At 64.1% G+C, this 22,945-nt stretch carries 27 protein-coding genes and 1 pseudogene; 12 read left to right on the forward strand and 16 right to left on the reverse strand.

Annotation, left to right across the window (positions count from 1 at the left end):
- Positions 1-222: pseudogene (locus tag FNJ47_RS13005) on the reverse strand (metal-dependent phosphohydrolase); the annotation flags it as partial.
- A 128-nt stretch (positions 223-350) separates the two neighbouring features.
- Between FNJ47_RS13005 and FNJ47_RS13010 the strand changes: the two are divergent.
- A complete protein-coding gene (locus FNJ47_RS13010; protein WP_163153580.1) occupies positions 351-752 on the forward strand; it encodes a DUF1330 domain-containing protein in 402 nt (133 codons plus the stop codon).
- Between the two features lie 143 nt (positions 753-895).
- On the opposite strand, the gene FNJ47_RS13015 is transcribed toward FNJ47_RS13010, so the two are convergent.
- The gene (locus FNJ47_RS13015) at positions 896-1,513 is read right to left on the reverse strand and encodes a TetR/AcrR family transcriptional regulator (RefSeq protein WP_163153582.1); all 618 of its coding nucleotides are present in this window, start codon (positions 1,511-1,513) and stop codon (positions 896-898) included.
- 71 nt (positions 1,514-1,584) lie between these two features.
- Here FNJ47_RS13015 and FNJ47_RS13020 point away from each other — a divergent pair, with 71 nt between their 5' ends.
- Positions 1,585-1,989 carry a hypothetical protein gene (locus FNJ47_RS13020; protein WP_163153583.1) on the forward strand — a complete coding sequence of 135 codons (405 nt, stop codon included), beginning with the start codon at positions 1,585-1,587 and terminating at the stop codon, positions 1,987-1,989.
- A 155-nt stretch (positions 1,990-2,144) separates the two neighbouring features.
- Here the strand turns inward: FNJ47_RS13020 and FNJ47_RS13025 are convergent, their stop codons facing one another.
- The 5 genes from FNJ47_RS13025 to FNJ47_RS13045 all read right to left on the reverse strand — a co-directional run bounded on the left by FNJ47_RS13025 (position 2,145) and on the right by FNJ47_RS13045 (position 7,174).
- Positions 2,145-3,299 (reverse strand): alpha-hydroxy acid oxidase, encoded by a 1,155-nt coding sequence (locus FNJ47_RS13025; RefSeq protein ID WP_163153660.1) that lies wholly within the window; start codon positions 3,297-3,299, stop codon positions 2,145-2,147.
- Positions 3,300-3,511: 212 nt separating this feature from the next.
- Positions 3,512-4,321 (reverse strand): MlaD family protein, encoded by an 810-nt coding sequence (locus FNJ47_RS13030; protein WP_163153585.1) that lies wholly within the window; start codon positions 4,319-4,321, stop codon positions 3,512-3,514.
- A 156-nt stretch (positions 4,322-4,477) separates the two neighbouring features.
- A complete protein-coding gene (locus FNJ47_RS13035; protein ID WP_163153587.1) occupies positions 4,478-5,404 on the reverse strand; it encodes a DMT family transporter in 927 nt (308 codons plus the stop codon).
- 213 nt (positions 5,405-5,617) lie between these two features.
- Complete coding sequence (locus tag FNJ47_RS13040; RefSeq protein ID WP_163153589.1) at positions 5,618-6,004, reverse strand: hypothetical protein; 387 nt, start codon at positions 6,002-6,004, stop codon at positions 5,618-5,620.
- Between the two features lie 396 nt (positions 6,005-6,400).
- Positions 6,401-7,174 carry a LuxR family transcriptional regulator gene (locus tag FNJ47_RS13045; RefSeq protein WP_163153591.1) on the reverse strand — a complete coding sequence of 258 codons (774 nt, stop codon included), beginning with the start codon at positions 7,172-7,174 and terminating at the stop codon, positions 6,401-6,403.
- 79 nt (positions 7,175-7,253) lie between these two features.
- Here FNJ47_RS13045 and FNJ47_RS13050 point away from each other — a divergent pair, with 79 nt between their 5' ends.
- The 3 genes from FNJ47_RS13050 to FNJ47_RS13060 are packed head-to-tail and all read left to right on the forward strand — an operon-like array spanning position 7,254 to position 9,491.
- Entirely contained in the window at positions 7,254-7,910 is a 657-nt protein-coding gene (locus tag FNJ47_RS13050; protein ID WP_163153593.1) for an acyl-homoserine-lactone synthase, read from the forward strand.
- Positions 7,870-9,234 (forward strand): cytochrome P450, encoded by a 1,365-nt coding sequence (locus tag FNJ47_RS13055; protein ID WP_235999855.1) that lies wholly within the window; start codon positions 7,870-7,872, stop codon positions 9,232-9,234. The genes FNJ47_RS13050 and FNJ47_RS13055 overlap by 41 nt, the downstream gene beginning before the upstream one ends.
- 38 nt (positions 9,235-9,272) lie before the next feature.
- Positions 9,273-9,491, forward strand: a complete 219-nt coding sequence (locus tag FNJ47_RS13060) for a hypothetical protein (protein ID WP_163153595.1) — start codon at positions 9,273-9,275, stop codon at positions 9,489-9,491.
- 124 nt (positions 9,492-9,615) lie between these two features.
- Here the strand turns inward: FNJ47_RS13060 and FNJ47_RS13065 are convergent, their stop codons facing one another.
- The gene (locus FNJ47_RS13065; RefSeq protein WP_163153597.1) at positions 9,616-9,837 is read right to left on the reverse strand and encodes a hypothetical protein; all 222 of its coding nucleotides are present in this window, start codon (positions 9,835-9,837) and stop codon (positions 9,616-9,618) included.
- An 8-nt stretch (positions 9,838-9,845) separates the two neighbouring features.
- Positions 9,846-10,244 (reverse strand): hypothetical protein, encoded by a 399-nt coding sequence (locus tag FNJ47_RS13070; RefSeq protein WP_163153599.1) that lies wholly within the window; start codon positions 10,242-10,244, stop codon positions 9,846-9,848.
- 102 nt (positions 10,245-10,346) lie between these two features.
- Here FNJ47_RS13070 and FNJ47_RS13075 point away from each other — a divergent pair, with 102 nt between their 5' ends.
- On the forward strand, positions 10,347-11,240 hold the full coding sequence (locus FNJ47_RS13075) for a LysR family transcriptional regulator (RefSeq protein ID WP_163153601.1): 894 nt from the start codon (positions 10,347-10,349) through the stop codon (positions 11,238-11,240).
- 37 nt (positions 11,241-11,277) lie between these two features.
- On the opposite strand, the gene ybaK is transcribed toward FNJ47_RS13075, so the two are convergent.
- Positions 11,278-11,760: a Cys-tRNA(Pro) deacylase gene (gene ybaK, locus FNJ47_RS13080; protein WP_163153603.1), complete on the reverse strand. Its 483-nt coding sequence runs from the start codon at positions 11,758-11,760 to the stop codon at positions 11,278-11,280.
- A 348-nt stretch (positions 11,761-12,108) separates the two neighbouring features.
- Here ybaK and FNJ47_RS13085 point away from each other — a divergent pair, with 348 nt between their 5' ends.
- The 6 genes from FNJ47_RS13085 to FNJ47_RS13110 all read left to right on the forward strand — a co-directional run bounded on the left by FNJ47_RS13085 (position 12,109) and on the right by FNJ47_RS13110 (position 18,731).
- The gene (locus FNJ47_RS13085) at positions 12,109-13,401 is read left to right on the forward strand and encodes an adenylosuccinate synthase (protein ID WP_163153605.1); all 1,293 of its coding nucleotides are present in this window, start codon (positions 12,109-12,111) and stop codon (positions 13,399-13,401) included.
- 34 nt (positions 13,402-13,435) lie between these two features.
- The gene (locus FNJ47_RS13090) at positions 13,436-15,028 is read left to right on the forward strand and encodes a hypothetical protein (RefSeq protein ID WP_163153607.1); all 1,593 of its coding nucleotides are present in this window, start codon (positions 13,436-13,438) and stop codon (positions 15,026-15,028) included.
- Positions 15,029-15,227: 199 nt separating this feature from the next.
- Positions 15,228-15,662, forward strand: a complete 435-nt coding sequence (locus tag FNJ47_RS13095) for a DUF5413 family protein (RefSeq protein WP_163153609.1) — start codon at positions 15,228-15,230, stop codon at positions 15,660-15,662.
- Between the two features lie 148 nt (positions 15,663-15,810).
- Positions 15,811-17,433, forward strand: coding sequence for an inorganic phosphate transporter (locus tag FNJ47_RS13100; protein WP_163153611.1), 1,623 nt, complete (start codon positions 15,811-15,813; stop codon positions 17,431-17,433).
- A 55-nt stretch (positions 17,434-17,488) separates the two neighbouring features.
- Complete coding sequence (locus tag FNJ47_RS13105) at positions 17,489-17,857, forward strand: cyclic nucleotide-binding domain-containing protein (RefSeq protein ID WP_163153613.1); 369 nt, start codon at positions 17,489-17,491, stop codon at positions 17,855-17,857.
- 322 nt (positions 17,858-18,179) lie between these two features.
- Positions 18,180-18,731, forward strand: a complete 552-nt coding sequence (locus tag FNJ47_RS13110; protein ID WP_163153615.1) for a DUF4112 domain-containing protein — start codon at positions 18,180-18,182, stop codon at positions 18,729-18,731.
- A gap of 113 nt (positions 18,732-18,844) precedes the next feature.
- Here the strand turns inward: FNJ47_RS13110 and FNJ47_RS13115 are convergent, their stop codons facing one another.
- The 6 genes from FNJ47_RS13115 to FNJ47_RS13140 all read right to left on the reverse strand — a co-directional run bounded on the left by FNJ47_RS13115 (position 18,845) and on the right by FNJ47_RS13140 (position 22,883).
- Entirely contained in the window at positions 18,845-19,135 is a 291-nt protein-coding gene (locus FNJ47_RS13115) for a hypothetical protein (RefSeq protein WP_163153617.1), read from the reverse strand.
- Positions 19,136-19,357: 222 nt separating this feature from the next.
- The gene (locus tag FNJ47_RS13120) at positions 19,358-19,522 is read right to left on the reverse strand and encodes a DUF3309 family protein (protein WP_163153619.1); all 165 of its coding nucleotides are present in this window, start codon (positions 19,520-19,522) and stop codon (positions 19,358-19,360) included.
- Between the two features lie 137 nt (positions 19,523-19,659).
- On the reverse strand, positions 19,660-19,971 hold the full coding sequence (locus FNJ47_RS13125; protein WP_163153621.1) for a hypothetical protein: 312 nt from the start codon (positions 19,969-19,971) through the stop codon (positions 19,660-19,662).
- Positions 19,972-20,134: 163 nt separating this feature from the next.
- Entirely contained in the window at positions 20,135-20,548 is a 414-nt protein-coding gene (gene msrB, locus FNJ47_RS13130; protein ID WP_163153623.1) for a peptide-methionine (R)-S-oxide reductase MsrB, read from the reverse strand.
- Between the two features lie 116 nt (positions 20,549-20,664).
- Positions 20,665-21,381 (reverse strand): peptide-methionine (S)-S-oxide reductase MsrA, encoded by a 717-nt coding sequence (gene msrA / locus FNJ47_RS13135; RefSeq protein ID WP_163153625.1) that lies wholly within the window; start codon positions 21,379-21,381, stop codon positions 20,665-20,667.
- A 392-nt stretch (positions 21,382-21,773) separates the two neighbouring features.
- Positions 21,774-22,883 (reverse strand): ATP-dependent DNA helicase, encoded by a 1,110-nt coding sequence (locus FNJ47_RS13140; protein WP_163153627.1) that lies wholly within the window; start codon positions 22,881-22,883, stop codon positions 21,774-21,776.
- Between the last annotated feature and the right edge of the window lie 62 nt (positions 22,884-22,945).

Genomic DNA, 22,945 nt, shown 5'->3' on the forward strand with positions numbered 1-22,945 from the left:
CGCGCGGCCGCGCAGGATGGCGTGGCCGGCCAAGGTTACCAGCATGGTATGCTCGACATTGTGATAGAGCGCGTCGCTGTTGCCGATGCATTCGAGCGCGATCCGCGCGATCGAGGGCACCATCTCGACCAACTGGGTCTGCGAAGAGCCGAACCGGCGCTGCATATATTCGCCGAGGAATTTGCTGAGCGCGTCGGCCGCAAGTTCGGGAAGGGTCATCACGGCATTGACCTCCGAGATCGGGTGGTGAGCTTACGGCCTGGCAGCATTTCAGGGTAGTCCCGCGATGTGACATAATGTTTGCGGCCGGACCGACCCGGCTGGACCGATGCGGCCTTGGGGAGCGGGTGATGGGTGTCGATCTCTTGAACGTCAAAGGCCTGAACGAGCTGGATCAAGAGACTCCGGTCGTGATGGTCAATCCGATGCGGTTTCGTGCGCGATCGCTCGACGGCGACGGCTTGGGCTGGGATGCCTATCTGCGCTACAGCGCGCTCACCGTCCCCATGATCAAGGCGCGCGGCGGCACGTTGCTGTGGACCGGCAATGCCGAGACGGTCGCGCTGGGTGAGCCGGCCGGCCAGCACTGGGACTATCTCGCGCTGGTCTATTACCCGAGCGTCGCCGCCTTCATCGACATGATGACCTCGGCCGACTACGAAGACCGCTGCGACCCGCATCGCCGCAATGGCTGCGAGGAGCACGTCATCATCGCCACGCGCGAGTCCTACAGCAAGTTCAAGGTCGGGTGAGGGGTGTTAGAACGCACTCTACGTGACCGCATATTCAGCTGTATCACCGTCACCCTGAGGTGGCTGCTTCTTCAGCGGCCCTCGAAGGGTCGACGGCCCCACCGTGGCCGATTCATCCTTCGAGGCTCGCAAGCGCTCGCACCTCAGGATGACGGGTTTGACAGATTAGCAAGCGCTGCATGGCACGCCGTCTGCACCACACGGCAGACCTCATCCTTCGACCGCCCCGCGCTCAGCGAGGCGAAGGTCGGGTAGCTCGTCAGTGCGAAGATCAGGTCGACGGCGTCCTTGCGGGCCTGCGGCGAGGTATGCTTGCCCGCGATCCGCTCGATCAATGCGGTGACGCCGCGGCGGCGGCGTTCGTTGCGCTCGCGGATCGCCTCGGCGAATTCGGGATCGGTCGCCATCGCGTCGTGCAGGCGTCCAACGGCGGAATCGCGGCTCCAGAATCTGCAGAAGATCTCGACCATGCGGTCGAGCGCGGCGCGCGGATCGGCCATCGTCATGGCGTCGGCGAGCTGATGCAGCCCGCCATGGCGCGCGATCTCGTCGAACACGGCCTCGAGCAGCCCGCGCCGCGACCCGAACTGATTGTAGACGGTCAGCCGCGTCACGCCTGCCGCCTTCGCCACCGTATCCAGCGAGAACCGCGCGATGCTCTCGCCTTCGCGCAGCGTGCGCGACGCGGCCTCGATCACGCGCTCGCGGGTCTCGGCGGCAGCGGCGCTGCGGGCCGGGCTCACATAGCTGCGCGGCGGCATCGGCTTGTGCTTTCGTCAGATTGACTATACATTATGTATATCTAATTTCCAATACCCTTTGGAGCAACTTCATGCAGGCCGTCCTCATCATAGCCCTGTCCCTTCACGTCCTGTCATCGGTGTTTTGGGCCGGCTCGAGCTTCACTTTGGCGCGCACCGGCGGGCTCGGCGGCGAAAAGTTGCTGTTTCCGCAGATCGGCGCTGCGACGGTTGCGATCGTGACCGGCGCCACGCTGTGGCGCCTGGTCCATGAAGGTTCGTTTGCGCTGTCGGAAAAGATTCTGGCTGGCGGCGCGATCGCCGCACTGGCCGCGATTGCCGTGCAGATCATCGTCGGCGGCGGCGCGATCCGGCAGTTGCGCAGCGATGCGGGTGATACCTCAGCCGCACGTTCGCGGCTGGCCATTGCGCAGCGTGTCGCGGCCGGGCTGCTCGCGGTGACGGCGCTCTGCATGGGCGCCGCGCGCTACGCCTGAAAACTCTTACCTCTCCCGCTTGCGGGATCGAGACGAGCAAAGCTCGCTCTTAGGGGGCTCTCTCCACGCGATGACCGTCTCGCAAGTGGAGACACCCCCACCCCAACCCTCCCCCGCAAGCGGGAGAGGGGGCACAGATCCGCTGCGGATATTCTTCAAAACTTCCGCACCAGGTCCGGGGTGATCTCTTTCAGGCTGCGGATGCCGAGCAGCGCGAGGTCGCGGTCGATCTCGGCATGCAGCAGCGAGATCGCGCGCGACACGCCGGCCTCGCCCGCGGTCACGGCGGCATAGAGGAACGGGCGGCCGATCCAGACGAAATCTGCACCGAGCGCCAGCGCCTTGATGACGTCGGTGCCGCGGCGGATGCCGCCGTCGACCATCACGGTCATGTTGCCCTTCTGCGCCGCGATCTCCGGCAGCGTGCGCAGGCCGGAGACAGTGTAGTCGAGCTGGCGGCCGCCATGGTTGGAGACCATCACGCCGTCGCAGCCGTGCTCGCGCGCCAGCCGCGCGTCTTCCGGCGAGATCAGTCCCTTGACCACGAGCTTGCCGCGCCAGCGCTTGCGAATCAGCTCGACATGCTTCCAGGCCAGCTGATCGCGGCTGCCGATGTTGCGCATCAAATTCTTCGACAGCACCGGCGGGCCCTGCTTGGCGTCCATGTTCTCGAAATGCGGCATGCCGTGGTTGAACACGGTGCGGGCCCAGGTGTTCAGCAGCCAGTCCGGATGGGTGATGGTGTCCCAGAACACCCGCGGCGTGATCGCAAGCGGCACCTGGAAGCCGTTGCGGATGTTGTTCTCGCGGTTGGGCGGCACCGGCACGTCGGCGGTGACGACGAAGGTGTCGTAGCCGGCCGCCGCGACGCGATCGACCAGCGGCTCGATGCGTTCGGGCAGGCCCGCGAGATAGGCCTGGTACCAGGCCTGCTGATTGGCGGCGCGGACGTCCTCAAGCCGGATCAGCGAGGAGGCCGAAAGGATCATCGGGACGTTGGCGCTAGCAGCGGCGCGTGCCAGCACGATGTCGCCGCGATAGGCGCACAGCGCCGACGAGCCCATCGGCGGAATCCCGAACGGCGAGGCGTACCTCTTGCCGAACAGCGTCGTGGTCTGATCGCGGCCGGAGACGTCGTTCAGCACCCGCGGCACGAAGCCGTATTCGTCGAACGCCCGGCGATTGTCCGACCGCGCCGTGTCGGTCTCGGCGCCGCCGGAGATGTAGCCGTAGAGGAATTTCGGCAACAGCCGCCGCGCCTGCGGCTCGAAATCGTCGAGCGTGAGATAGCGCCGCAAATGCCGGGGCACCGCGGGGGCTTCGCGGTTGACGGTTGCGGGAGGCGGAGAGGGGGCTGCGGTCCGGTCGTGCACGTCTGGCGCTTCCGTTGTTCTTGGTTCTTGACACGGGCAGTCTAAAGCACGAACCGGACAAGTGCGAAGCGGTTTTGCCTCGCGGCAAACGCGGAACGCGTTGCGCGGAGATCATGGTTCAACACGGGGCTGAAGCGCGCTGATATGCCTTAGCGCCTGGCGGCGGGCCCGGCAATTTTCGCGTTGAACGCGTTGACGGACTGGCTGACGTCGCTGAGCGTCTTGCGCGGCTCGGCGATCATGACGCCGGATTTCTTGTCGAAACTCTGGATCAGCTCGCGCAGCGAGATCACGGTCGGCAGCAGCTCGCCGCCATATTTGTCGCTGCCGAAGCTCTTCAGGAACTTGTCGGCGGAGGTCAGCTTGGCGTCGACAGTGCTGATGCCGTCGTCGGCGGCGTCGATGAAGCCGGCGATCAGCTCGCCATTGCCGGACAGCGAGTTGGTGAAGTTCTCGAGCCCGAGCAGCGAGTCCTTGATGTCGGCCTCGTTCTCGGTGATGACGCGATCGACATTGCGCAGCGCGACGCGCAGCTTCTCCTGGATGCCCATCGTGCCTTCGGCATCGGCGGTCAGCTCGGGAATGCCGTCGGGGCCGAGCGGCGGCGGCGGGGCTTCGTCGGTGCCGCCGGTGAAGGAGATCGAGGCGATCCCGGTGAGGCCCTGGAATTCGAGGCCGGCCTGGGTGTCCTTCCTGATCGGGGCGTTGCCCTCGATCCGGGTCATCGCCACCACGCGGTGACGGTCGAGCCGGATCGAGACCACCTCGCCGATCCGCACGCCGGCGAAGTTGACGCTGGCGCCGCGGCGCAGGCCTGACGCCGAGCCCTCGAACACGACGCGGAACGGCACCATCCGCTTGATGCCGGCATAGCGCTGATAGCCCAGCCAGCCGCCGAGCGAGCCGGCGATCAGGGCCAGCGTCAGGGTGCCGATCACGAGATTGCTGGCGCGCGCCATGCGTTTGGGACCTGTCCGCGAAGCAGAGCTCAAGAGATAGCGGATTTGCCGCCGCCAGTCACCGCGTCCCTCCGCAAGTTCTCTATCAACGCCTTTGCGGAGCTAGCCCCTCACCCCAACCCTCTCCCCGTAAGAACGGGGAGAGGGAGAGGAGAATTACGCGCTCTGCTTCCGCGACGCCGCAAAGACGCCGGCCAGCACCAGCGCGAAGCCGATGAAATGGAAGGCCTGCGGATGCTCGCCGATGAACACGATCGACATGACGGTGCCGAACACCGGAACCATGTGGAAGAACGGCGCCGCGCGGTTGGCGCCGATCAGCTGCACGCCGCGGTTGAAGCACAGATAGGCCAGCGTCGAGGGGAACACCGCGACATAGAACAGCGACAGCAGATTGTTCGTCGTGAGCTGCATCACCGGACGTGCGCCAAGTTCCCAGATGAGCAACGGGATCAGCACCAGCGCGCCGCAGCCGAAGGTGAAGGCCGCGACCGACAGGCCGTGGATCTCGGGCCGCTTCAAGGTCAGTACCGAATACAGCGCGAAGATCACCAACGCGACGATGAAGATCAGGTCGCCCTTGTTGAACTCGATCTTCGACAGCGTCGTGAGGTCGCCGTGCAGCAGGATCACCAGCACGCCGGCGAGCGACAGCAAGACGCCGCAGAGCTGCGCCAGCGTCAGCCGGGTGCCGAGCAGGATCAGCGACCACAGCGCCACCACGAGCGGCACCGCCGATTGCAACAGCAGCGTGTTGAGCGCCTGGGTGTGCTCGAGCGCCCAGTATTGCAGCGTGTTGAAGGCGCTGATGCCGGTGATCGACAGCAGCATCATGATGCCGAGATTCCTGCGGATCACGGGCCAGTCGCGAGCGAGGTGCTTCCAGGCAAACGGCAGGATGATCAGGAATGCCGCCGACCAGCGCAGGAACGACAGCGTCACCGGCGGAATGTGGCCTGCGGCGAGCCGGCCGACGATCGCGTTGCCGGCCCAGCACATCGCGGTGATGCAGAGCAGGAGATACGGCTGGTTGGCGATCCAGGAGCCGGACGCGGGCGCGGTGGTGGAATCGGAGGCAGACATTCGATGAGGCCCGGGTTCACGACGCCGCGGACCGCCCGGCTGGCTGTGCCGGGCCGGAATGGATCTCCCCGGCCCCTGTCACAGACACGGATTCCGCCATTGCATCAATGGGGATAGACGCATCGCGACCATGCGCGAAGTCCCCTTACGGAGAGGGGCCAGCGAGTTCTGCCCGGGCGGTCCGCAAGAGGCAACCTGATCCGGCGCGCGCCGCTAGCCGGCGCCAGGCGGCGTGGTCTGGCGCTTGACGATCTGCTCGGCGAGCTCGATCAGGATCCGCCTGGTGTCGGGGTCCTGTACGTCGCGGAACACCCGCAGCATGCGCAGTTCGAGCAGGGATTGCAGCGACTCCGCCGCCTGGCCGCCCTGTGTCGGTGCTGTCGCGGCGGGTCGACGATTGAGCATGTCGGCGGCAATCCCGAGCATCTCGGCAACGGTCGCCAGGCGACCGGTATCGACCTTCACCGTGCCGTCCACCCTGTTTTTTTGCAGGAAGGCCCCGCCGCACAGGATCTCGGCGAGATCTGCCTGCGACAGCCCGATGGCGCGCCAGCGCGCCTGCACCAGTTGATCGATCTGATCGTCCTGCGATGTGCTCATGGTGCGCCTAGGCGATCTCCAGCTACGTCGGTCCGTGGACAGCATTCCCGCGACGAATGTTGGTAGCAAATCGAGCAGGGGGTCGTCGCGACGGGACTTCTACGGATTATTCGGATCGACAACTGGTCTCGCCGAATCGGGCGACGTGCCGGAAGATCCGCACCTGTACTCCGGCCGGTCAGTCGCGCGGGGCGCGCACGCCATGATTCTGGGATGGTCGCATTCGCGTCATCCGGGCTTGGCCTTATTAGCAAGACCGTGCGCGAATGCAATCAGGGGGCGATGAATGAGATGAATCCAACCGGGATGTGTGACCTCGCCACACAATCCGGCGCTTCCTCGCGAAACGATGCCGGGGGCGCGGAAGCTGCCTTGCGAGCGCCGCGACGGTGCCGCTCACAAGTCGATGATCCCGAGTGCGATGCTTTTTGCCACGCCGTGGGTCTTGTTGGATGCCTCGAGCTTGCGCAGCGCCTGCTTGATGAAGCCTTCCACCGTCTCCGGCGAAATACCGAGGATCTGCGCGGTGTCGACCACGGTCTTGCCGCGCGCCGCCCAGGCCATCACTTCCTTTTCGCGTCCGGTGAGCTTGATGATTTCGGCGGCGTCGGCGGGCTTCAGGATGGTCGGTGCGTTGCGCTGGTCGCGGTTGACGATGTCCATCGCCCGCTGCACCCAGTAGATCATCAACAGATGCAGTTCATGCCGATGGCAGATGAACAGCTTGTCGAATTCGCGCGGTTGGTCTTCCCAGAAGAACACCGTCGAGCTCGAATGCACGGCGCCGAGCCGGTCGCGATAGTGGAAGGGCACGACGAAGCCGTCCTTGAAGCCAAACTCCCGGGCCGCGTCCATCGTCTTGGCCTCGGGCGCTCGCTTGTGTCCGCTGCGCTCCGGCAGCTTCAGGCTGCTCCAGCTGAACGGCGTGTTGGTGCGGCGCGACCGCGCCAGCGCCGGATCGGCGTGCACGAATTCGTTCTGCACATACGCCCGCTTCCAGGCATCGGGAAATGTGCCGATATGGTAGGGCAGATCGAGGTCGGGGCGGCCGGCATCGACAAAGGCAAAGCCCGAGAAGCCGTAGTCCTGGACAATACGGTGCAGTGACGAGCTGAGCTCGTCGATGCTGTCTGACGCTTCGATGGTCGAAATTGCGTCTACCAGGCCCATTGGAAAACCCCCGGTTTTCGGGGGTACCACAGTTGGCCCCTTTTGTCCCAGATGTTGCCGCATTTGGAGGAAGGGGCAAATGCTTTATTCATTGGACGGCTATCATGCACTCATCACCAGGGAAGAGCTTGATCCGGCACATGTCGAGGCGATGTTGCGGTTGCGCAAGCGGCTGTTCGTCGACCATTGCGGCTGGCTTCTGACCACGGTCGGGGACGTCGAACGCGATCAGTTCGACTGTTGGTATACCGAACACTGCCTGTTGTTTTCCGGCGTCGAACTCGTCGGCGGATTCCGGGCCATCCGCACCGATTACCCCTATCTCTCCAAGTCGATCTTCCCGCAGCTGGCGCAGCGCCGCTTTCCCAGCCGGCGTGACGCCTGGGAAATCAGCCGCTTCGGCGTGCTGCCGGGGGCCGCAAAAGCATCCGCCGCGCGCGTCAACTACGCGCTGATGTTCCGCTTTGCCGAGCTGCGCGGCGCAGCGGCGCTGGTGGCGATGGCCGACCTCACCTATGAGCGCTTCCTCGCGCGGATGGACATCCACACCCATCGCTACGGTCCGCCGCAGCTGATCGGCAACGACCGTTTCGGCCGCCCGCTGACGGCGCTCGCCGGCGAGATCCCGCTCGATATCGCCGGCAATCCCGGCCTGACCAAATTCCTCGACCTTGGACGGCAATTGGAGATCCACGATGCCACACATGTTCTCGGACGTTCGAGCATTCCAGCGTGATCCGCTGCGTCTGTTGCTGACGCGCGGCAACGAGGCCGAGCTTGGGCTCGTGCCATTGCGGCTCGGTCCCGCGCCGGTCCTGCTGGTGAATGATCCGGATCTGATCCGCCCGATCCTCAAGGCGCCGGAGACCGACATCGGCAAAGGCAAGCTGATCAAGAAGCTTTCGCCGGTGCTGGGCCGCAGCTCGCTAATGCTGAGCGGCGAGGAGCACAAGCGGCGGCGGGCCGTGCTGCAGAAGCACATGGCCAAGGGCAGCGTCGAGAAATTCCTGCCGCACATGTGCGCCGAGATCCGCGCGGTCGGCGCAAGGCTGGCGCGGCTCGGGTCGTTCGATCCGCACCATGTCACCGCGATGCTGGCGCTGCGCACTATCTGCGTCGCGATCTTCGGCTCCCAGGTGATGTCGTCAGGCGACGAGGAGGCCCTGGTTCAGGCCGTCGGCGTGATCGAGGACGATCTGGCGGAAGAGATGTTCCGCGCGTTGCCGTTCGGTCCCGTGGCCTGGTACCGGCGCCGGCAGAACCGGGTCTGCGCCAAGCTTGCGATGTCGACGGTGGTGCAACGTCTGCGCAGCAAGGCGGGCTCGAGCAGCGCGCTGCGGGATCTCGAGGCGCTCGGCCTGACCGATCGCGATCTCGAGGACGAGATCCTGACCTTGCTGCTGGCCGGCCATCACACCGCGGGTTCGACCGCGGCATGGATGTTCTACCAGATGGCCGCCAATCCCGCTTTGATGGACGACATCGCCGACGAGGCGGCGGAGTGCCTCGGCGATGACGGCGAGCTGCGGCTTGACGCGGTGAAGCACGCCAATCTGAGCGCGACGCTGGTCAAGGAGGTCTGCCGGCTCTATCCCAGCGCCTGGTGGTTCTCGCGCGAGGTGATGCAGCCGGTGACGATCGGCGGCCGCGAGCTCAAGGTCGGCACCTCGCTGCTGATCTGTCCCTGGCAGTTGCAGCGCGATCCCAGGCATTTCCCGGATCCGGACCGCTTCCTGATGACGCGGCGCTACAACACCGATGCCTACATCCCGTTCGGCGCCGGCCCGCGCGCCTGCGCCGGGATGGGAGTTGCGATGCTCGAGCTGCAATTGCTCGCGCTCGAGATCGCAGCCGCCTATCGCTTCACGGGTGTCAGCCCGAATCCGGCGCCGTGGCCGAAAGCCTCGGTGACGCTCGTGCCGCCCCCCATGACGATCGATATCGAAGTCCGCGAGATGCCATCGCGCATCCTGCATCTCGGCGAGGATGCCGAGCGGCTGCCATACATTCCATCCGCCAGCGCGGCGTCCATCAGCACACTACAATCGGTATCCCAATGACAACACACATCACGACGGCCGGCATCGGGCAGAGGGCCATGGATCAAGTGCAAGTGCGCAGTTTGCGCGACGTCATCGCGGTGCTGATCGAGCAGCGCAGCATCGTGACGGCTTCCGGTGCGAGCTTCGCCGCACATCTGCTCGATCTCGCGATCATGCAGCTCAGGCTCAACGTCAACGATATCACGGCGGAGGAATTGACCGGCCTGTCCGACTACGTCGGCGCGGAGTTTTCCAGGGACAAGTCCTCGCATTGATCGCGTCAAAACAAGAAGTCGGAGCTTCGGTTTCGATTCAATCGAAACCGAAGCCCTAGTCCTGCGTCGCCCCCAGCGCCTTCATCGTGGCGCCGGCGGCGAATGCCGGGATCGCCTCCTCCCTCTAGTCACCGATGGTAGCGAGACCACCGCGGATGCCGCGCGCGTTGGACAGCCGAACGACCAACTCCGCATGGCGCCGCAGCGGAGCCAATGTGTCGCGAACATACTGTCTGAGCTGATCGTCGGCCGCGACGCTCGCGTAGTCGGTGAAGATCGTAATGTCCCATGCGTGCATGACGCGCTGACGAATGAGGAAGTAACGGACCAGCTGATCGGTCGGCAACGCCTGGATCAGATCGAGCTGGCTTGCTCGACTGGCGAAAGGTTGCAGGGCAGTGTTATGTTCAAGCCGGCGGCGATTGAACGAAGTCTATCGATGCCCAGCTGGTGACCGTCCCGGACCACTTTTCCGAGTTCCTCGATATCCGGGTCGCTGACACGTTCGAGCACAATTTCCGCCAGCGCGCGTTCGCGCAGCGCGCCTTGATGCTCCTCGATCACGAAATGCTTGTCGCTGATGGACCGAGACTGTTCAGCCGACAGATTGAGCTGCTTGATTTGCGCCTGCTCGTCCAGCACCGCGCAGCCCAGGTCTCGTTTCTGCACTCGTTTGTCAGATGCGGCCTGACCGGTTGAAGCAGCGAATGCGCAGACAGTTGCAAATACCGCAGCGGCCCTGACTCCCCACATGGCGTCACTCCTCTTCGTTCTTGAGACGATGCGGAGCGTTTAGCTATTCAATTGGTCGATATATAGTGCAATGTTTCGACATAATTGATCGAAGGATACGATATGTCGTTGCATGTCTCCTTGGAGCAGTGGCGCACGCTGGTTGCCGTCGTTGATGCCGGCGGCTACGCCCAGGCCGCGGCTCGGCTTCACAAGACCCAGTCGTCGATCAGCTACGCGATTCAGCAGATCGAGGATCGGCTCAGCGTCGTGATTTTCCAGATCGAGGGCCGCAAGGCCGAACTCACGGAGACGGGGCGCGTGCTCTATCGCCGTGCAAAGGCCCTCGGCGAAGAGGCCGAGCGCATCGAGCGGACCGCAGGCAAGCTCGCCCAGGGCAGGGAGCCGCTGGTATCTCTGGCCGTCGAAAGCCTGTTTCCGATCGGACTGTTGCTGGACTCCATGGAGCGATTTTCGCAGGAGGTCCCCGACACCCGGATCGAATTGTATGAATCGGTGATGGGCGGGACCGACGAGTTGCTGTCGGAACGACAAGTCGACCTCGCGATCTGCGCAGATACGATCCCAGCCGGTTTCGCGGGCGATTTCCTCATGCCCTATCGCGCAGTCGCAGTGGCGGCGCCGTCGCATCCACTGCACCATCTGAAACGCAATCCGGTGCTGGACGATCTGCGCGGGCATACTCATCTGATCATCCGCGACAGCGGCACGCGACGCACACGCGAAGGTGCGTGGGATGTGGCCGAGCAACGCTGGACCGTCAGTCACCGGACGACGTCGATCCGCGCGGCATGTATGGGGATCGGATTCGCGTGGTATGCGGAGGACTGGATCCAGGACAAACTCCGAACCGGACAGCTCGCGCAACTCCGCTTGACAGAAGGAGCAGAGCGGCGTGGCGCCTTGTATCTCGTCTATTCAGACCCGGATGGGGCGGGCCCAAGCGCACGGCGCCTCGCTGACATCATCCGGGAGAACGCCGCCAAACCGGCGTAGGTAGTGTGCGGCCGTGACGTTGAGGCACGGGTTGCATCTAGTCCTGCGTCGCCACCAGCGCCTTCATCGTGGCGCCGGCGGCGAGCGCGGCGTCGTTCGGATCGATCTCGATCTGAAGGCCGCGCTGGCCGCCGTTGACGAACACGGTGACATGGGTGAGCGCGGTCTCGTCGATCGCGGTCGGCACCTTCTTCTTCTGGCCGAACGGGCTGATGCCGCCGACATGGTAGCCGGTCAGCCGCTCGGCATCGGCCGGGCGCATCATCCTGGCCGACTTGCCGCCGAAGGCTGCGGCAAGCTTCTTCATGCTGACCTCGCAATCGGACGGCACCACCGCGCAGACCGGCTTGCCGTCGACTTCCGCCATCAGCGTCTTGAGCATCCGGTTCGGGTCGACGCCGAGTGCCTCCGCCGCCTGCAACCCGATGCTCTCGGCATTGGAATCGTAGACATAGGTGTGGAGCCTGAAGGCAATGCCCAGCTTCCGCAGCGCTATCGTCGCTTGTGTCGAATTGGGCATGGACCCCGCCGGTTGATACGGCCGAATGATCGCCGCAATGGGCCCGGCGATCAATCGGCCGTATGGTCGGCCTCAGGCCGCGCCAACATTAAATTCCCGCGAGGGCGGCATAACCCGGCGCGGCATGGAATTTTCAGGGGATATCAAAGGGTTGTAGCTCGTCTAAAAGGCGTAAACGACCCCGTTCTTGCTTGCGCAGCCGACCCGCTTCCGTTATCCGGTAGGCGCCTTGCGTGCGCGGCCGGGCGCCGTGATTTGGGCTGGGCATATCAATGCATGATCGCTGTGGGCGGACGCGTTTTCGCCGCGATCATGGTCTCTGAAACACCTGAAGGGAACATCTTCGCAATGGCCAATGTTGTCGTCGTCGGCGCCCAGTGGGGCGACGAAGGGAAGGGCAAGATCGTCGACTGGCTGTCGGAACAGGCCGACATCGTCGTGCGCTTCCAGGGCGGCCACAATGCCGGCCATACGCTCGTGATCAATGGCCAGACCTACAAGCTGGCGCTGCTGCCGTCCGGCGTGCTGCGCCCGAACAAGCTGGCGGTGATCGGCAATGGCGTGGTGTTCGATCCGCAGGCTTTCCTCGACGAGGTCGCCAAGCTGAAGGGGCAGGGGGTTGCGGTCGGTCCCGATAATCTCAGGATCGCCGAGAACGTCACGCTGATCCTGCCGCTGCATCGCGAGCTCGATTCCTTGCGCGAATCCTCCAACGCCATCACCTCGATCGGCACCACCCGCCGCGGCATCGGTCCGGCCTATGAGGACAAGGTCGGCCGTAGAGCCATCCGCCTGATGGATCTCGCCGATCTCGATACCCTGCCGCACAAGATCGACCGCCTGCTGGCGCACCACAATGCGCTGCGCCGCGGTAACAATCTGGAGGAGATCGACGGCAACAGCATCCTGGCCGAGCTGTCGGCGCTGGCGCCGAAGCTCCTGCCCTATGCCGAGACGGTATGGCGGCTGCTGGACCTCAAGCGCCGCGAGGGCAAGCGCATCCTGTTCGAGGGTGCGCAGGGCGCGCTGCTCGACGTCGACCACGGCACCTATCCCTATGTGACGTCGTCCAACACGGTGGCGGCGCAGGCCGCGACCGGCACCGGCCTTGGCCCGGGCGCGGTCGGCTATGTGCTCGGCATCTGCAAGGCCTACACCACCCGCGTTGGCCAGGGCCCGTTCCCGACCGAGCTGAACGACGAGATCGGCGAAGAAATCGGCCGCCGCGGCAAGGAATTCGGCGTCAACACCGGGCGCAAGCGCCGGGTCGGCTGGTTCGATGCCATGCTGGTGCGGCAGACCGTCCGGACCTGCGGAATTGCCGGGCTGGCGCTGACCAAGCTCGATATTCTCGACGGGTTCGACAGCATCAAGGTCTGCATCGGTTACAAGCTGGACGGCAAGGAAATCGACCATCTGCCGGCGGGCGAGGGTGCACAGGCCCGCATCGAGCCGATCTACGAGATCATCGAGGGCTGGAAGCAGCCGACCGCCAATGCGCGGTCCTGGGCGGACCTGCCGGCCCAGGCCATCAAGTATGTCCGCCGGGTCGAGGAACTGGTGGGGTGTCCGGTCACCCTGCTATCCACCAGCCCGGAACGTGAAGATACTATTCTGGTACAGAATCCGTTCGAGGCTTAACGGGATATTACCTATATCCTCCAATTGTGTGGAAATGGCTGACTACTACCCGCTGATCGCCCGTGCCATCGCCGGATTGGACCCAACCGCCCCCGGCGAAGCTCGCCGCGCGCTGTACGCGCGGGCGCGCACGGCGCTGATCCAACAGCTCCGCGGCGTACAGCCTCCGCTCTCCGAGTCCGAGATCACCCGCGAACGCCTGTCGCTGGAAGAGGCGGTTCGCAAGGTCGAGTCCGAGGCCGCGCAGCGCGCCCGCGAGGCCTCGCGCCCCGGCGGCGCCGCGCGCAGCAACGATGCGCTGCGCCGTGCCAATGCAAGACCGCCGGAGGCAAGCCCAAGACCGCCGGAGGCAAATATAAGGCCGCCCGAGGCCGGTTCCGTCGACAATGCCGCCCGTCCGCGGCCTCCGGCCGAGCCGCGTCCGCCGCGCAATCTGCGCCCCGACGCGCCGCCGGTCCCGCCGCGGCCGCAGGTCTCGCCGGGTCCCGATAACCAGGCGCCGCAAACCCGGCCGCCGGGTCCGCCGCGCCGCGGTCCGGAAGGCGCACCGCCGCCGGTGCCGCCGGCAGCGCCGGGCGTGCGTGGCTTCCGCGACATCCCCGCCGACGCCGACGATCTCGGACGTGCCGCGGCGCAAGCCAGCCGCAACGCGCGCAAGACCTACGCCAACGTGCCGTCGCCCTCGCCGGAATTCGACCGGCTCGAGCCGAGCCTTGAGAACCGCGGCGGCGATCCCGAGGCTTCCTACTCCTACGATGAGTCGATCGAGGAGGCGGAGCGCTACACGCCGCAGCCGCCCCAGGCTCCGCCGCCGCAACGGTCGCGGGTCGGCAATGCCGAGCGCGCGCCGAAGCAGCCGCGCGTCGGGTCGATGTTCCCGTTCAAGACGGCGATCGTGATCGGCATCCTGCTGATCCTGGTCGGCACTGGAATCCTGTTTCGGCAGCAGGCCATGACCCTTGTCAGCAGCCTGTTCAAATCCTCCGCCCCCGTCGAGGCGCCGAAGGATGCCGCGGCGACGCCTTCGAGCAAGAAGATCACCGACCGCGTCGGCCAGCCCTCGTCGTCGGGCGAGCCGGTCGCTCCGGTGGCGCAGCGCGTGGTGCTCTATGACGAGGACCCGTCGGATCCGAAGGGCAAGCAGTATGTCGGTTCTGTGGTCTGGCGTACCGAGCAGGTCAAGGGCTCAGGCAACCAGAAGCCCGACATCGCCGTGCGCGCCGACATCGACATCCCCGATCGCAAGTTCAAGATGACGATGTCGTTCCGCCGCAACACCGACACGTCGCTGCCGGCGAGCCATACCGCGGAATTGACCTTCATCCTGCCGCAGGACTTCGCCAATGGCGGCGTCGGCAACGTGCCGGGCATCCTGATGAAATCCAACGAGCAGGCGCGCGGCACCCCGCTGGCCGGGCTCGCGGTCAAGGTCACCGACGGCTTCTTCCTGGTCGGCCTCTCCAACGTCGACGCCGACCGCTCGCGCAATCTGCAACTCCTCAAGGAGCGTTCTTGGTTCGACGTGCCGTTGGTCTACACCAACCAGCGCCGCGCCATCATCGCGATCGAAAAGGGCGCCCCCGGCGAGCGGGCGTTTAATGACGCGTTCGCGGCGTGGGGCGAGTAGCAAGGCTCGCTCTCATCTCCTGCACGATGTCGTCGCCCGGCTCCGTCCGGGCGATTCCGTATCGCAGCGACGTCAGCGGCATCAGGTTGTTGCAGCGCATTCGACGCAGAGCCCCGGAACATTGCCGGGCGCTGTCGATTTTCCCTAGAACCGTTGCGTGACTGCGTTACACTTGGCCAACGTCGGGCTAGGGCACGCCATGAAACGCTATCTGATCTTCGCAGCCATCGGGCCGTTCATCGGCGGCTTCCTGCTGCTGCTGATGACCACCTATCAGTCCGGCTACTGGACCGAGTCCAATGGCGGCGAGGTGACGAAGCTGTTCGTCGTGTTCGCCAAGTCGCTGCAATACAATTATCTGTTCGGCATCGTGCCGTCGCTGATGTTCGGCGCGATCGACGACATCCTGATGCATGTGCGGCGGATCTCGCCAACGGTGCGGATGCTGCTGGTCGGCGCGGTGGCGTTCGTCGGCGCGGCGCTGACCTACGCTTCGCACGGCTCCGAAAGCGGCGCGGTGCAGTTCATCCTGTACGGGCTGGTCGGCTTCATCCCGGGCGTGATCACGTCCTGGCTCGCCCACAAATATGCCGAAGAGCTGCATGCGCCGGCAGAGCCGGCATCCCAGCATTAGAGGCGTTACGCTAACTTTATCAATGCATTAGACGCTGGCCGCAAGCCGGCGCGCTATCCTTCATACAACCGTCATACAGACGTCATGCAAACGTAGTCCCAATGTCACATGGCCGCTTTTGTCCTCCCGCGGCCATGAGGGCGATCATATGAGCGATGTGGCGTTACCTGGTTCGATCGAGCCTGCGCGGCGTGGCGGGCCCGATCTCGAGAAGGGCTTTCATCCTCTCACCGGTATCATCTATCTGGGCATCATCGGCGCCGCGTTGCTGTTCGTGGCCTACAGCATTTATGCGGACGTCGGTGCGACGGGGGCCGGCAAGACCTCTTATCTCGCGTTCCTGCTGCTGTTCGTTGCGCTGCTGATCTCGCTCGGTTTCGAATTCGTCAACGGCTTTCACGACACGGCGAACGCCGTCGCAACCGTGATCTACACGCGTTCGATGCCGGCCCACATTGCTGTGGTGTGGTCAGGCCTGTTCAATCTGATCGGCGTCCTTCTCTCCAGCGGCGCCGTTGCGTTCGGCATCGTCTCGCTGCTGCCGGTCGAATTGATTCTTCAGGTCGGCAGCAGCGCCGGTTTCGCAATGGTGTTTGCGTTGCTGATCGCCGCGATTATCTGGAACGTGGGGACCTGGTATTTTGGACTGCCTGCCTCGAGCTCGCACACCCTGATCGGATCGATCATGGGCGTCGGCATCGCGAACGCCTTGATGCATGGAAGGGAAGGGACCTCCGGCGTGGATTGGTCGCAGGCCGCCAACACCGGCAAGGCGCTGCTGCTGTCACCGCTGTTCGGATTCATGCTTGCTGCCATCCTGCTCTACGGCCTGAAGAGCGCATTGTTGCGCGCAACGCCGGCGCTGTTCGGCGAGCCGAAGGGCGATCAGCCACCGCCGTGGTGGATCCGCGGCATCCTGATCCTGACTTGTACCCTGGTCAGCTTCTTTCACGGATCGAACGACGGTCAAAAAGGCATGGGTCTCATCATGCTCATCCTGATCGGCGTGGTCCCGACCGCCTACGCACTCAACCGCGCGATGCCTGCGAGCCAGATCGAGGCGTTCACCGCGAATTCGATTGCGGCGAGCAAGGTTGTCGAGGACAAGGGCGCCGATCGCAAGATCACGGGAAATCCACGTCCGGCGGTGACCAACTACATCGCGCTTCGGCAACTCACCGACGATACCTATCCCTCACTCGCCGTTCTCGTCCGCGAGATCAGCGACCAGGTCACCCAGTACGGTTCGCTGGCAAAATTCCCGGCCGAGACCGTCGGCAACACGCGTAACGACATGTATCTGGTGTCGGAGGCGTTGCGTCTGCTGATGAAGAGTAGCGACAGCGGGCTGAACGATATCGATGTTGCGACACTCAATCGCTACAAGAGCTCGCTGGATGCCGCCACCAAATTCATTCCGTCATGGGTGAAGATTGCGGTCGCCATCGCGCTCGGCCTCGGCACCATGGTCGGCTGGAAGCGGATCGTCGTGACGGTGGGTGAGAAGATCGGCAAGACCCATCTGACCTATGCGCAGGGTGCCTGCGCCGAGATCACGGCGGCTGCGACCATCGCCGCGGCCGACGGGTACGGCTTGCCGGTCTCGACGACGCATGTGTTGTCGTCCGGTATCGCAGGCACCATGACCGCGAACGGGTCCGGCCTGCAATGGTCGACCATCCGTAACATCGCGATGGCATGGGTCCTGACCTTGCCGGTGGCGATGCTGATCTCGGGTACGCTCTACTTTGTTTTCGCGCATTTATTCTAGCCGGCGCACAGACAGCCGGGACGTCTGCGTCCGGATTCGGGGAAAGGAATTCATAGTGGCAGATGCAAGCTTCAGCCTTCTGACGGGCAACGATATCGAAACGCGCCTGGTGCGAGCCGGTGGCGTCATTTTTCGCGAGGGCGAGCAAGCCAATGAGCTGTTTGTGATCAAGAGCGGCTATGTGCGCATTCAGGTCGGCAACAAGACCATGGCGGACCTGGCGCCTGACACGATCTTCGGCGAAATGGCGTTGATCGACAACGAGCCGAGGAGTGCGACTGCCACAGCGCTCACCGATGTCGAACTCGTCCCGGTCTCGGAAAAGCAGTTTCTCTTCCTCGTCAGCCAGACGCCGCATTTTGCCCTGAAGGTGATGAGGACGCTGGCCCAGCGGCTCAGAACCATGAACAAGGGCGTGTACTAAAGCGCGATGAGATTGGGTTGGTGTGGAGCGGCGCCGATACTTCACCTCTCCCTTGGGAGAGGTCGATTTGCGCAGCAAATCGGGTGAGGGGTTACGGTCTATCGAGGGAGCAAGAGCCCTCACCCGGATTGCTCTGGACGATGCTTCGCATCGCCAAGCGCAATCCGACCTCTCCCCAACGGGGAGAGGTGAACCGCATCCGTGGCCAAACCGATTCAACTTAGCTTCATGACGCGCTAGACGAACGCGAAGGTAACGGACCTTCAACGTGACACAGTGGTAATGTGACGCAACTTGAACCGCTTGCCTGCGTTACCATGTGATGGCCATGACTGAGGACGACATCTTCACGCCCAACGCCACGCGATCGCGGCCGCCCTTCGGCGGCGCGCAGGCGCGCAGCAAGGTCATCGATCAGGACGGGCGCGAGCTCGCCGATGGCCCGCTGCATCCGCAGTTCCAAAGCTTTCAGCAAGGCTTCCAGTTCGACTTCCGCAACTCCAGTGCCAATCCGTTCGGCAATCTGACGCGTGAGCAGCGGCTTCAGCGGCTGGAGATGATCGCGAAGCTGCTCGACGTCGCCTTCGTCGTGCCGGGCACCAATGTCCGCTACGGCATCGACGGCCTGATCGGCCTGATCCCGGTGATCGGCGATATCATCACGACAGCGATCTCGCTGTGGCTGGTGCGCGAGGCCCGTCTGCTGGGCGCGCCGTGGCACATCACCGCGCGGATGCTGGCCAATGTCGCCGTCGACGGCGTGGTCGGCATGGTGCCGGTGGCAGGCGATGCCTTCGACGTCATGTTCCGCGCCAATATCCGCAATGTGCGGATGCTGCGGCGCTGGCTCGACAAGCAGCCGAGGCGCGAATAATCCGGAAAAGCATGCAGCGGCTTTCCGATCGGATTGTTCGCGAAAGAGACTCCCCAAAACAAAAGCCCCCGGATCGGTCCGAGGGCTTTTCGTTAAGCGAGGGCTAGAAAAGCTTATGCGGCGTCGGCGTCGGTCTGGGCCGGCTCGGCGCGCGGACGGCGCGGCAGCGGGAAGCCTTCGCTCTCATACAGCGAGCGGATGCCGTTCTGGTCGAAACGGGCTTCCTCGACCTGGAGATAGGCGCCGTTCAGCGAGTCGGCCGGCAGCTCTTCCATCGCAAAGCGCACGGCTTCGGCGGCAGTGCCGAAACGGCGATAGGCGAAGCCCGCCCGCTTCTTCTTGCGGATCGCGGCAGGGAACAGTTCGGCGGACGTATTATAGTTGAACGGACGCAGGGGACGCATGGTCGACGACCTCTTGTGTTCTTGGCATAGAGCGGCGAAAGGGATTTTGGGGGACGGCGACCTATACTCGGCGGCGCGCCGTACATGTCATTTCGATCCCTAATATAGGCCTCTTTGACAAAAATGCGACCCCAGAAGCGGCCCGGGCAGAGCACATGCTGAATCCGCGCATGGCACCGCGCGCGGTCAAATAAATCTATTTACTTCAATGGCTTACGACCGTCAAATCTTGTCGAGCCAGGCCAGGATCGCGACCACGATCAAAATCACCCCGAAAAGGCCCATTCCGGAGTGGCCGAGCCCATAGCCATAGCCCCGGATCCGGCCGCTATAGCCGCCCAGCAGGATAACCAGCAGAACGATGATGAGGATCAGTCCAAGCGACATGGCGCCCTCCTCAGAACAGGCGGCAGCCGCACGGCGAGACGCCTATGGCCCCGCAGGTTCCAAGCAAAGCACATTCCGGGGCGCGAGTCGTTAAGGCTGCACGCCGATCACGAGGATGTTGTTGGCCGCCGGGGCGGCTACTTCCTGCTTTCGTCTATCGGAAGCACCTTCAGCGGGGTCGGGTAGGGCTCGACCCGTAGCGAGTGGCTGGCGATCAGGCCGACCTTGTGCAGCGGCGCCTGTTCGAGATCGCCTGAGGCGGATTTGTGCACCGCGTACTGCCAGACGCTCATCGAGCCCTTGGCGACCAGCATCTTGGCGATGCCGCCGGCGTTCTGGCCCTCGACCTGCGCGAGGTCGGCAGCGGACGCAGGCCCGCTGACCGCGCTTGCCATGATGACGCCGGCAAGACCGAGACCGAACAAGAGCTTTCCAGAAATCGGTGACATCAAAATTTCCTTATGTTGAAGCGCGCGGAAGCACGGCCGCGCCAAAGCAAAACCCCGCGCGACCGGTTCTTGGTCGCGCGGGGCGGAGCAAACGTTCGACGGATCGGGCCGATTATTCAGCTCGGCCGGTCACATGCGGGTCGAGCCTCGCGTCTGGCGGCCGCTACTTCTCCTCGTCGAGCTTCAGCGCCGCCGAGTTGATGCAGTAGCGCAGGCCGGTCGGGCCGGGGCCGTCATTGAAGACGTGGCCGAGATGGCCGTCGCATTTCGAGCACAGCACCTCGGTGCGGATCATGCCGTGGCTCATGTCGCGCTCCTCGTCGACATGGCTCTCGACCGCAGGCTTGGAGAAGCTCGGCCAGCCGCAGCCGGAATCGAACTTCTGGTCGGACTCGAACAACGTCTGCCCGCAGCCGGCGCAGACATAGGTGCCCTTGCGCGGATCATGCTCATATTCGCCGGTGAAGGGCCGCTCGGTCGCTTTCTCGCGCAGCACGGCGTACTGCATCGGCGACAACTCCTTGCGCCACTCGGCCTCGCTCTTGCGGACCTTGCCGTCGGTTTTGGTATCGGACATGGAAACTCCCTTGGTTTGATCGTCATTGAGAGGAGCGAAGCGACGAAGCAATCCATTTCTCCGCTCGCTGCGGCATGGATTGCTTCGCTTCGCTCGCAATGACGGGAAGCATTGCCTCAGTTGGTGACCTTGCTGCTGCTCACCAGCGTCGGCTTCTCGATGTAGTTCTCCACGAAGATCTTCTTCAGGTTCTCGACCTTCGGGATGTCGTTATACGCAATATAGGGTTGGTTCGGGTGCAGCGTCAGATAGTCCTGGTGGTAGCCCTCCGCCGGGTAGAACGCCTCCAGCGCGCCGACCTTGGTGACGATCGGCTTGTTGTAGACCTTGGCCGCGTTGAGCTGGGCGATATAGGCGTCCGCCACCTTCTTCTGCTCGTCGCTGGTGGTGAAGATCGCCGAGCGATATTGCGTGCCGGAGTCAGGGCCCTGGCGGTTCAGCTGGGTCGGGTCGTGCACGACGGAGAAGAAGATCTGCAGGATCTTGCCATAGGAGATCTTCTGCGGGTCGTACTTGATCTCGACCGACTCGGCGTGGCCGGTGGTGCCGGTCGACACCTTCTCGTAGTCGGCGTTCGCCTTGCTGCCGCCGGAGTAGCCCGACACCGCGCTGACGATGCCGGCGGTGTGCTGGAACACGCCCTGCACACCCCAGAAGCAGCCGCCGGCGAGTACCGCGGTCTTGATGCCGGTCTCCGGTGCGCTCGCGGCAGGCGGCGGGATGATCACGGCGTCCTCGGCGGCAAGCGAGGGCGCAACGGCGAAAGCGGCGACGGCCAGCGCGCCGATCGCGGCGGCGCAGAGCGAGACGCGGCTGAGGGAGCTTTTGGGCATGGGTTCCTCGTGGGATCGCAATTGGGGGCCAGTCTAGAGCGGGAGCCGGCATTGGCAAATCGGGCCGGACCGCTCTGACGCTTCAAAATACGGGTAAGGGGACGTTTTGTTACGGCGCCGGCCACACGGTTTCGTGAGGGAAATCAGCGAGGTTCAGGGATGACAGTGATGGATTTTTGCCCGCGGCCTCCCCCACGCCCGTCGTCATGGCGAAAGCCAGGACCCATAACCACCAAATCTAACTGTAGGCGGGATCGTGGCCCCAGCGTCCGCAACAACAAGCAGCCGGGGTAATGGGTCCTGGCTTTCGCCAGGACGACGCTGAATGTTGGTGCCGCCTGCGAGCCATACGCTGACCTGCTGTCAGGATGACGTCGGCGCCTGCGGGACTTTCACACCACGATGCTGAGCCGCTTCGCCGCCCGCGTGATGCCGGTGTAGAGCCACCGTGCCCGCGAGTCCTGGAACGCAAAGCTCTCGTCGAACAGCACGACGTCGTCCCATTGCGAGCCCTGCGATTTGTGCACGGTCAGCACATAGCCGTAGTCGAACTCGTCATAGGGCTTGCGCTGCTCCCATGGCACGCCCTCGACGCCGCCGTCGAAGCATTCGCCGCGCACCGAAACCTTGGTGACCTTGTAGCCGAAATCCTCGTCCGGCATCACGCGCATGGTGATGATCTTGGATTTCGACTGCGCCCGCGCCTTGACCCGCCACAGCCCGCCGTTGAACAGGCCCTTCTTGCGGTTGTTGCGCAGGCAGACCAGCTTGTCGCCGGCAACGGGAAGCGGATCCTCGAGGTTCAGGCGCTGCCGCACCCGCATGTTATAGGCGCGGCGGGTGTTATTGCGGCCGACCAGCACCTGGTCGGCGCTCATCACACGGTCCGGATCGAGCTCCTTGCGCGACACCACCTCGCTCTCGCCATGGCGGCCGATCTCGAGCTCGCGGCCTTCGCGGATATCCATCGACATCCGCACGATCGGATCGTCCTGCGCCTGGCGATGCACCTCGGTCAGCATCGCGTCCGGCTCGGCATCGGTGAAGAAGCCGCCGCCCTGGATCGGCGGCAATTGCGCGGGATCGCCGAGCACCAGCAGCGGGCAGTCGAACGACATCAGGTCGCGGCCGAGCTCGGCGTCGACCATCGAGCATTCGTCGATCACGATCAGCTTGGCCTTCGAGGCCGGCGCGTCGTCCCAGAGTTCAAAGCTCGGCTGCTCGACGCCGGATTCGCGGGCGCGGTAGATCAGCGAGTGAATCGTCGAGGCGCTGTCGCAGCCCTTGTTGCGCATCACCAGCGCCGCCTTGCCGGTGAAGGCTGCGAACTTCACCTCGCCGTCGACGCCCTCGGCGATGTGCTGGGCGAGCGTGGTCTTGCCGGTTCCGGCATAGCCGAACAGGCGGAACACCGGCGGCGTGCCGTTCTTGCCCGGCTTGGCTTGCAGCCAATCGGCAACGGCTTTCAGCGCGGAATCCTGATGCGGCGTAAAGGTGGTCATGAGGCTTTCGGAGGTAAGGAGCGCGCGACCGATAGCGCCGCGACTCATACCAGCACAAGCTA

The organism is Bradyrhizobium uaiense, assembly GCF_010811875.1.
In the GTDB taxonomy this organism is placed as follows: domain Bacteria; phylum Pseudomonadota; class Alphaproteobacteria; order Rhizobiales; family Xanthobacteraceae; genus Bradyrhizobium; species Bradyrhizobium uaiense.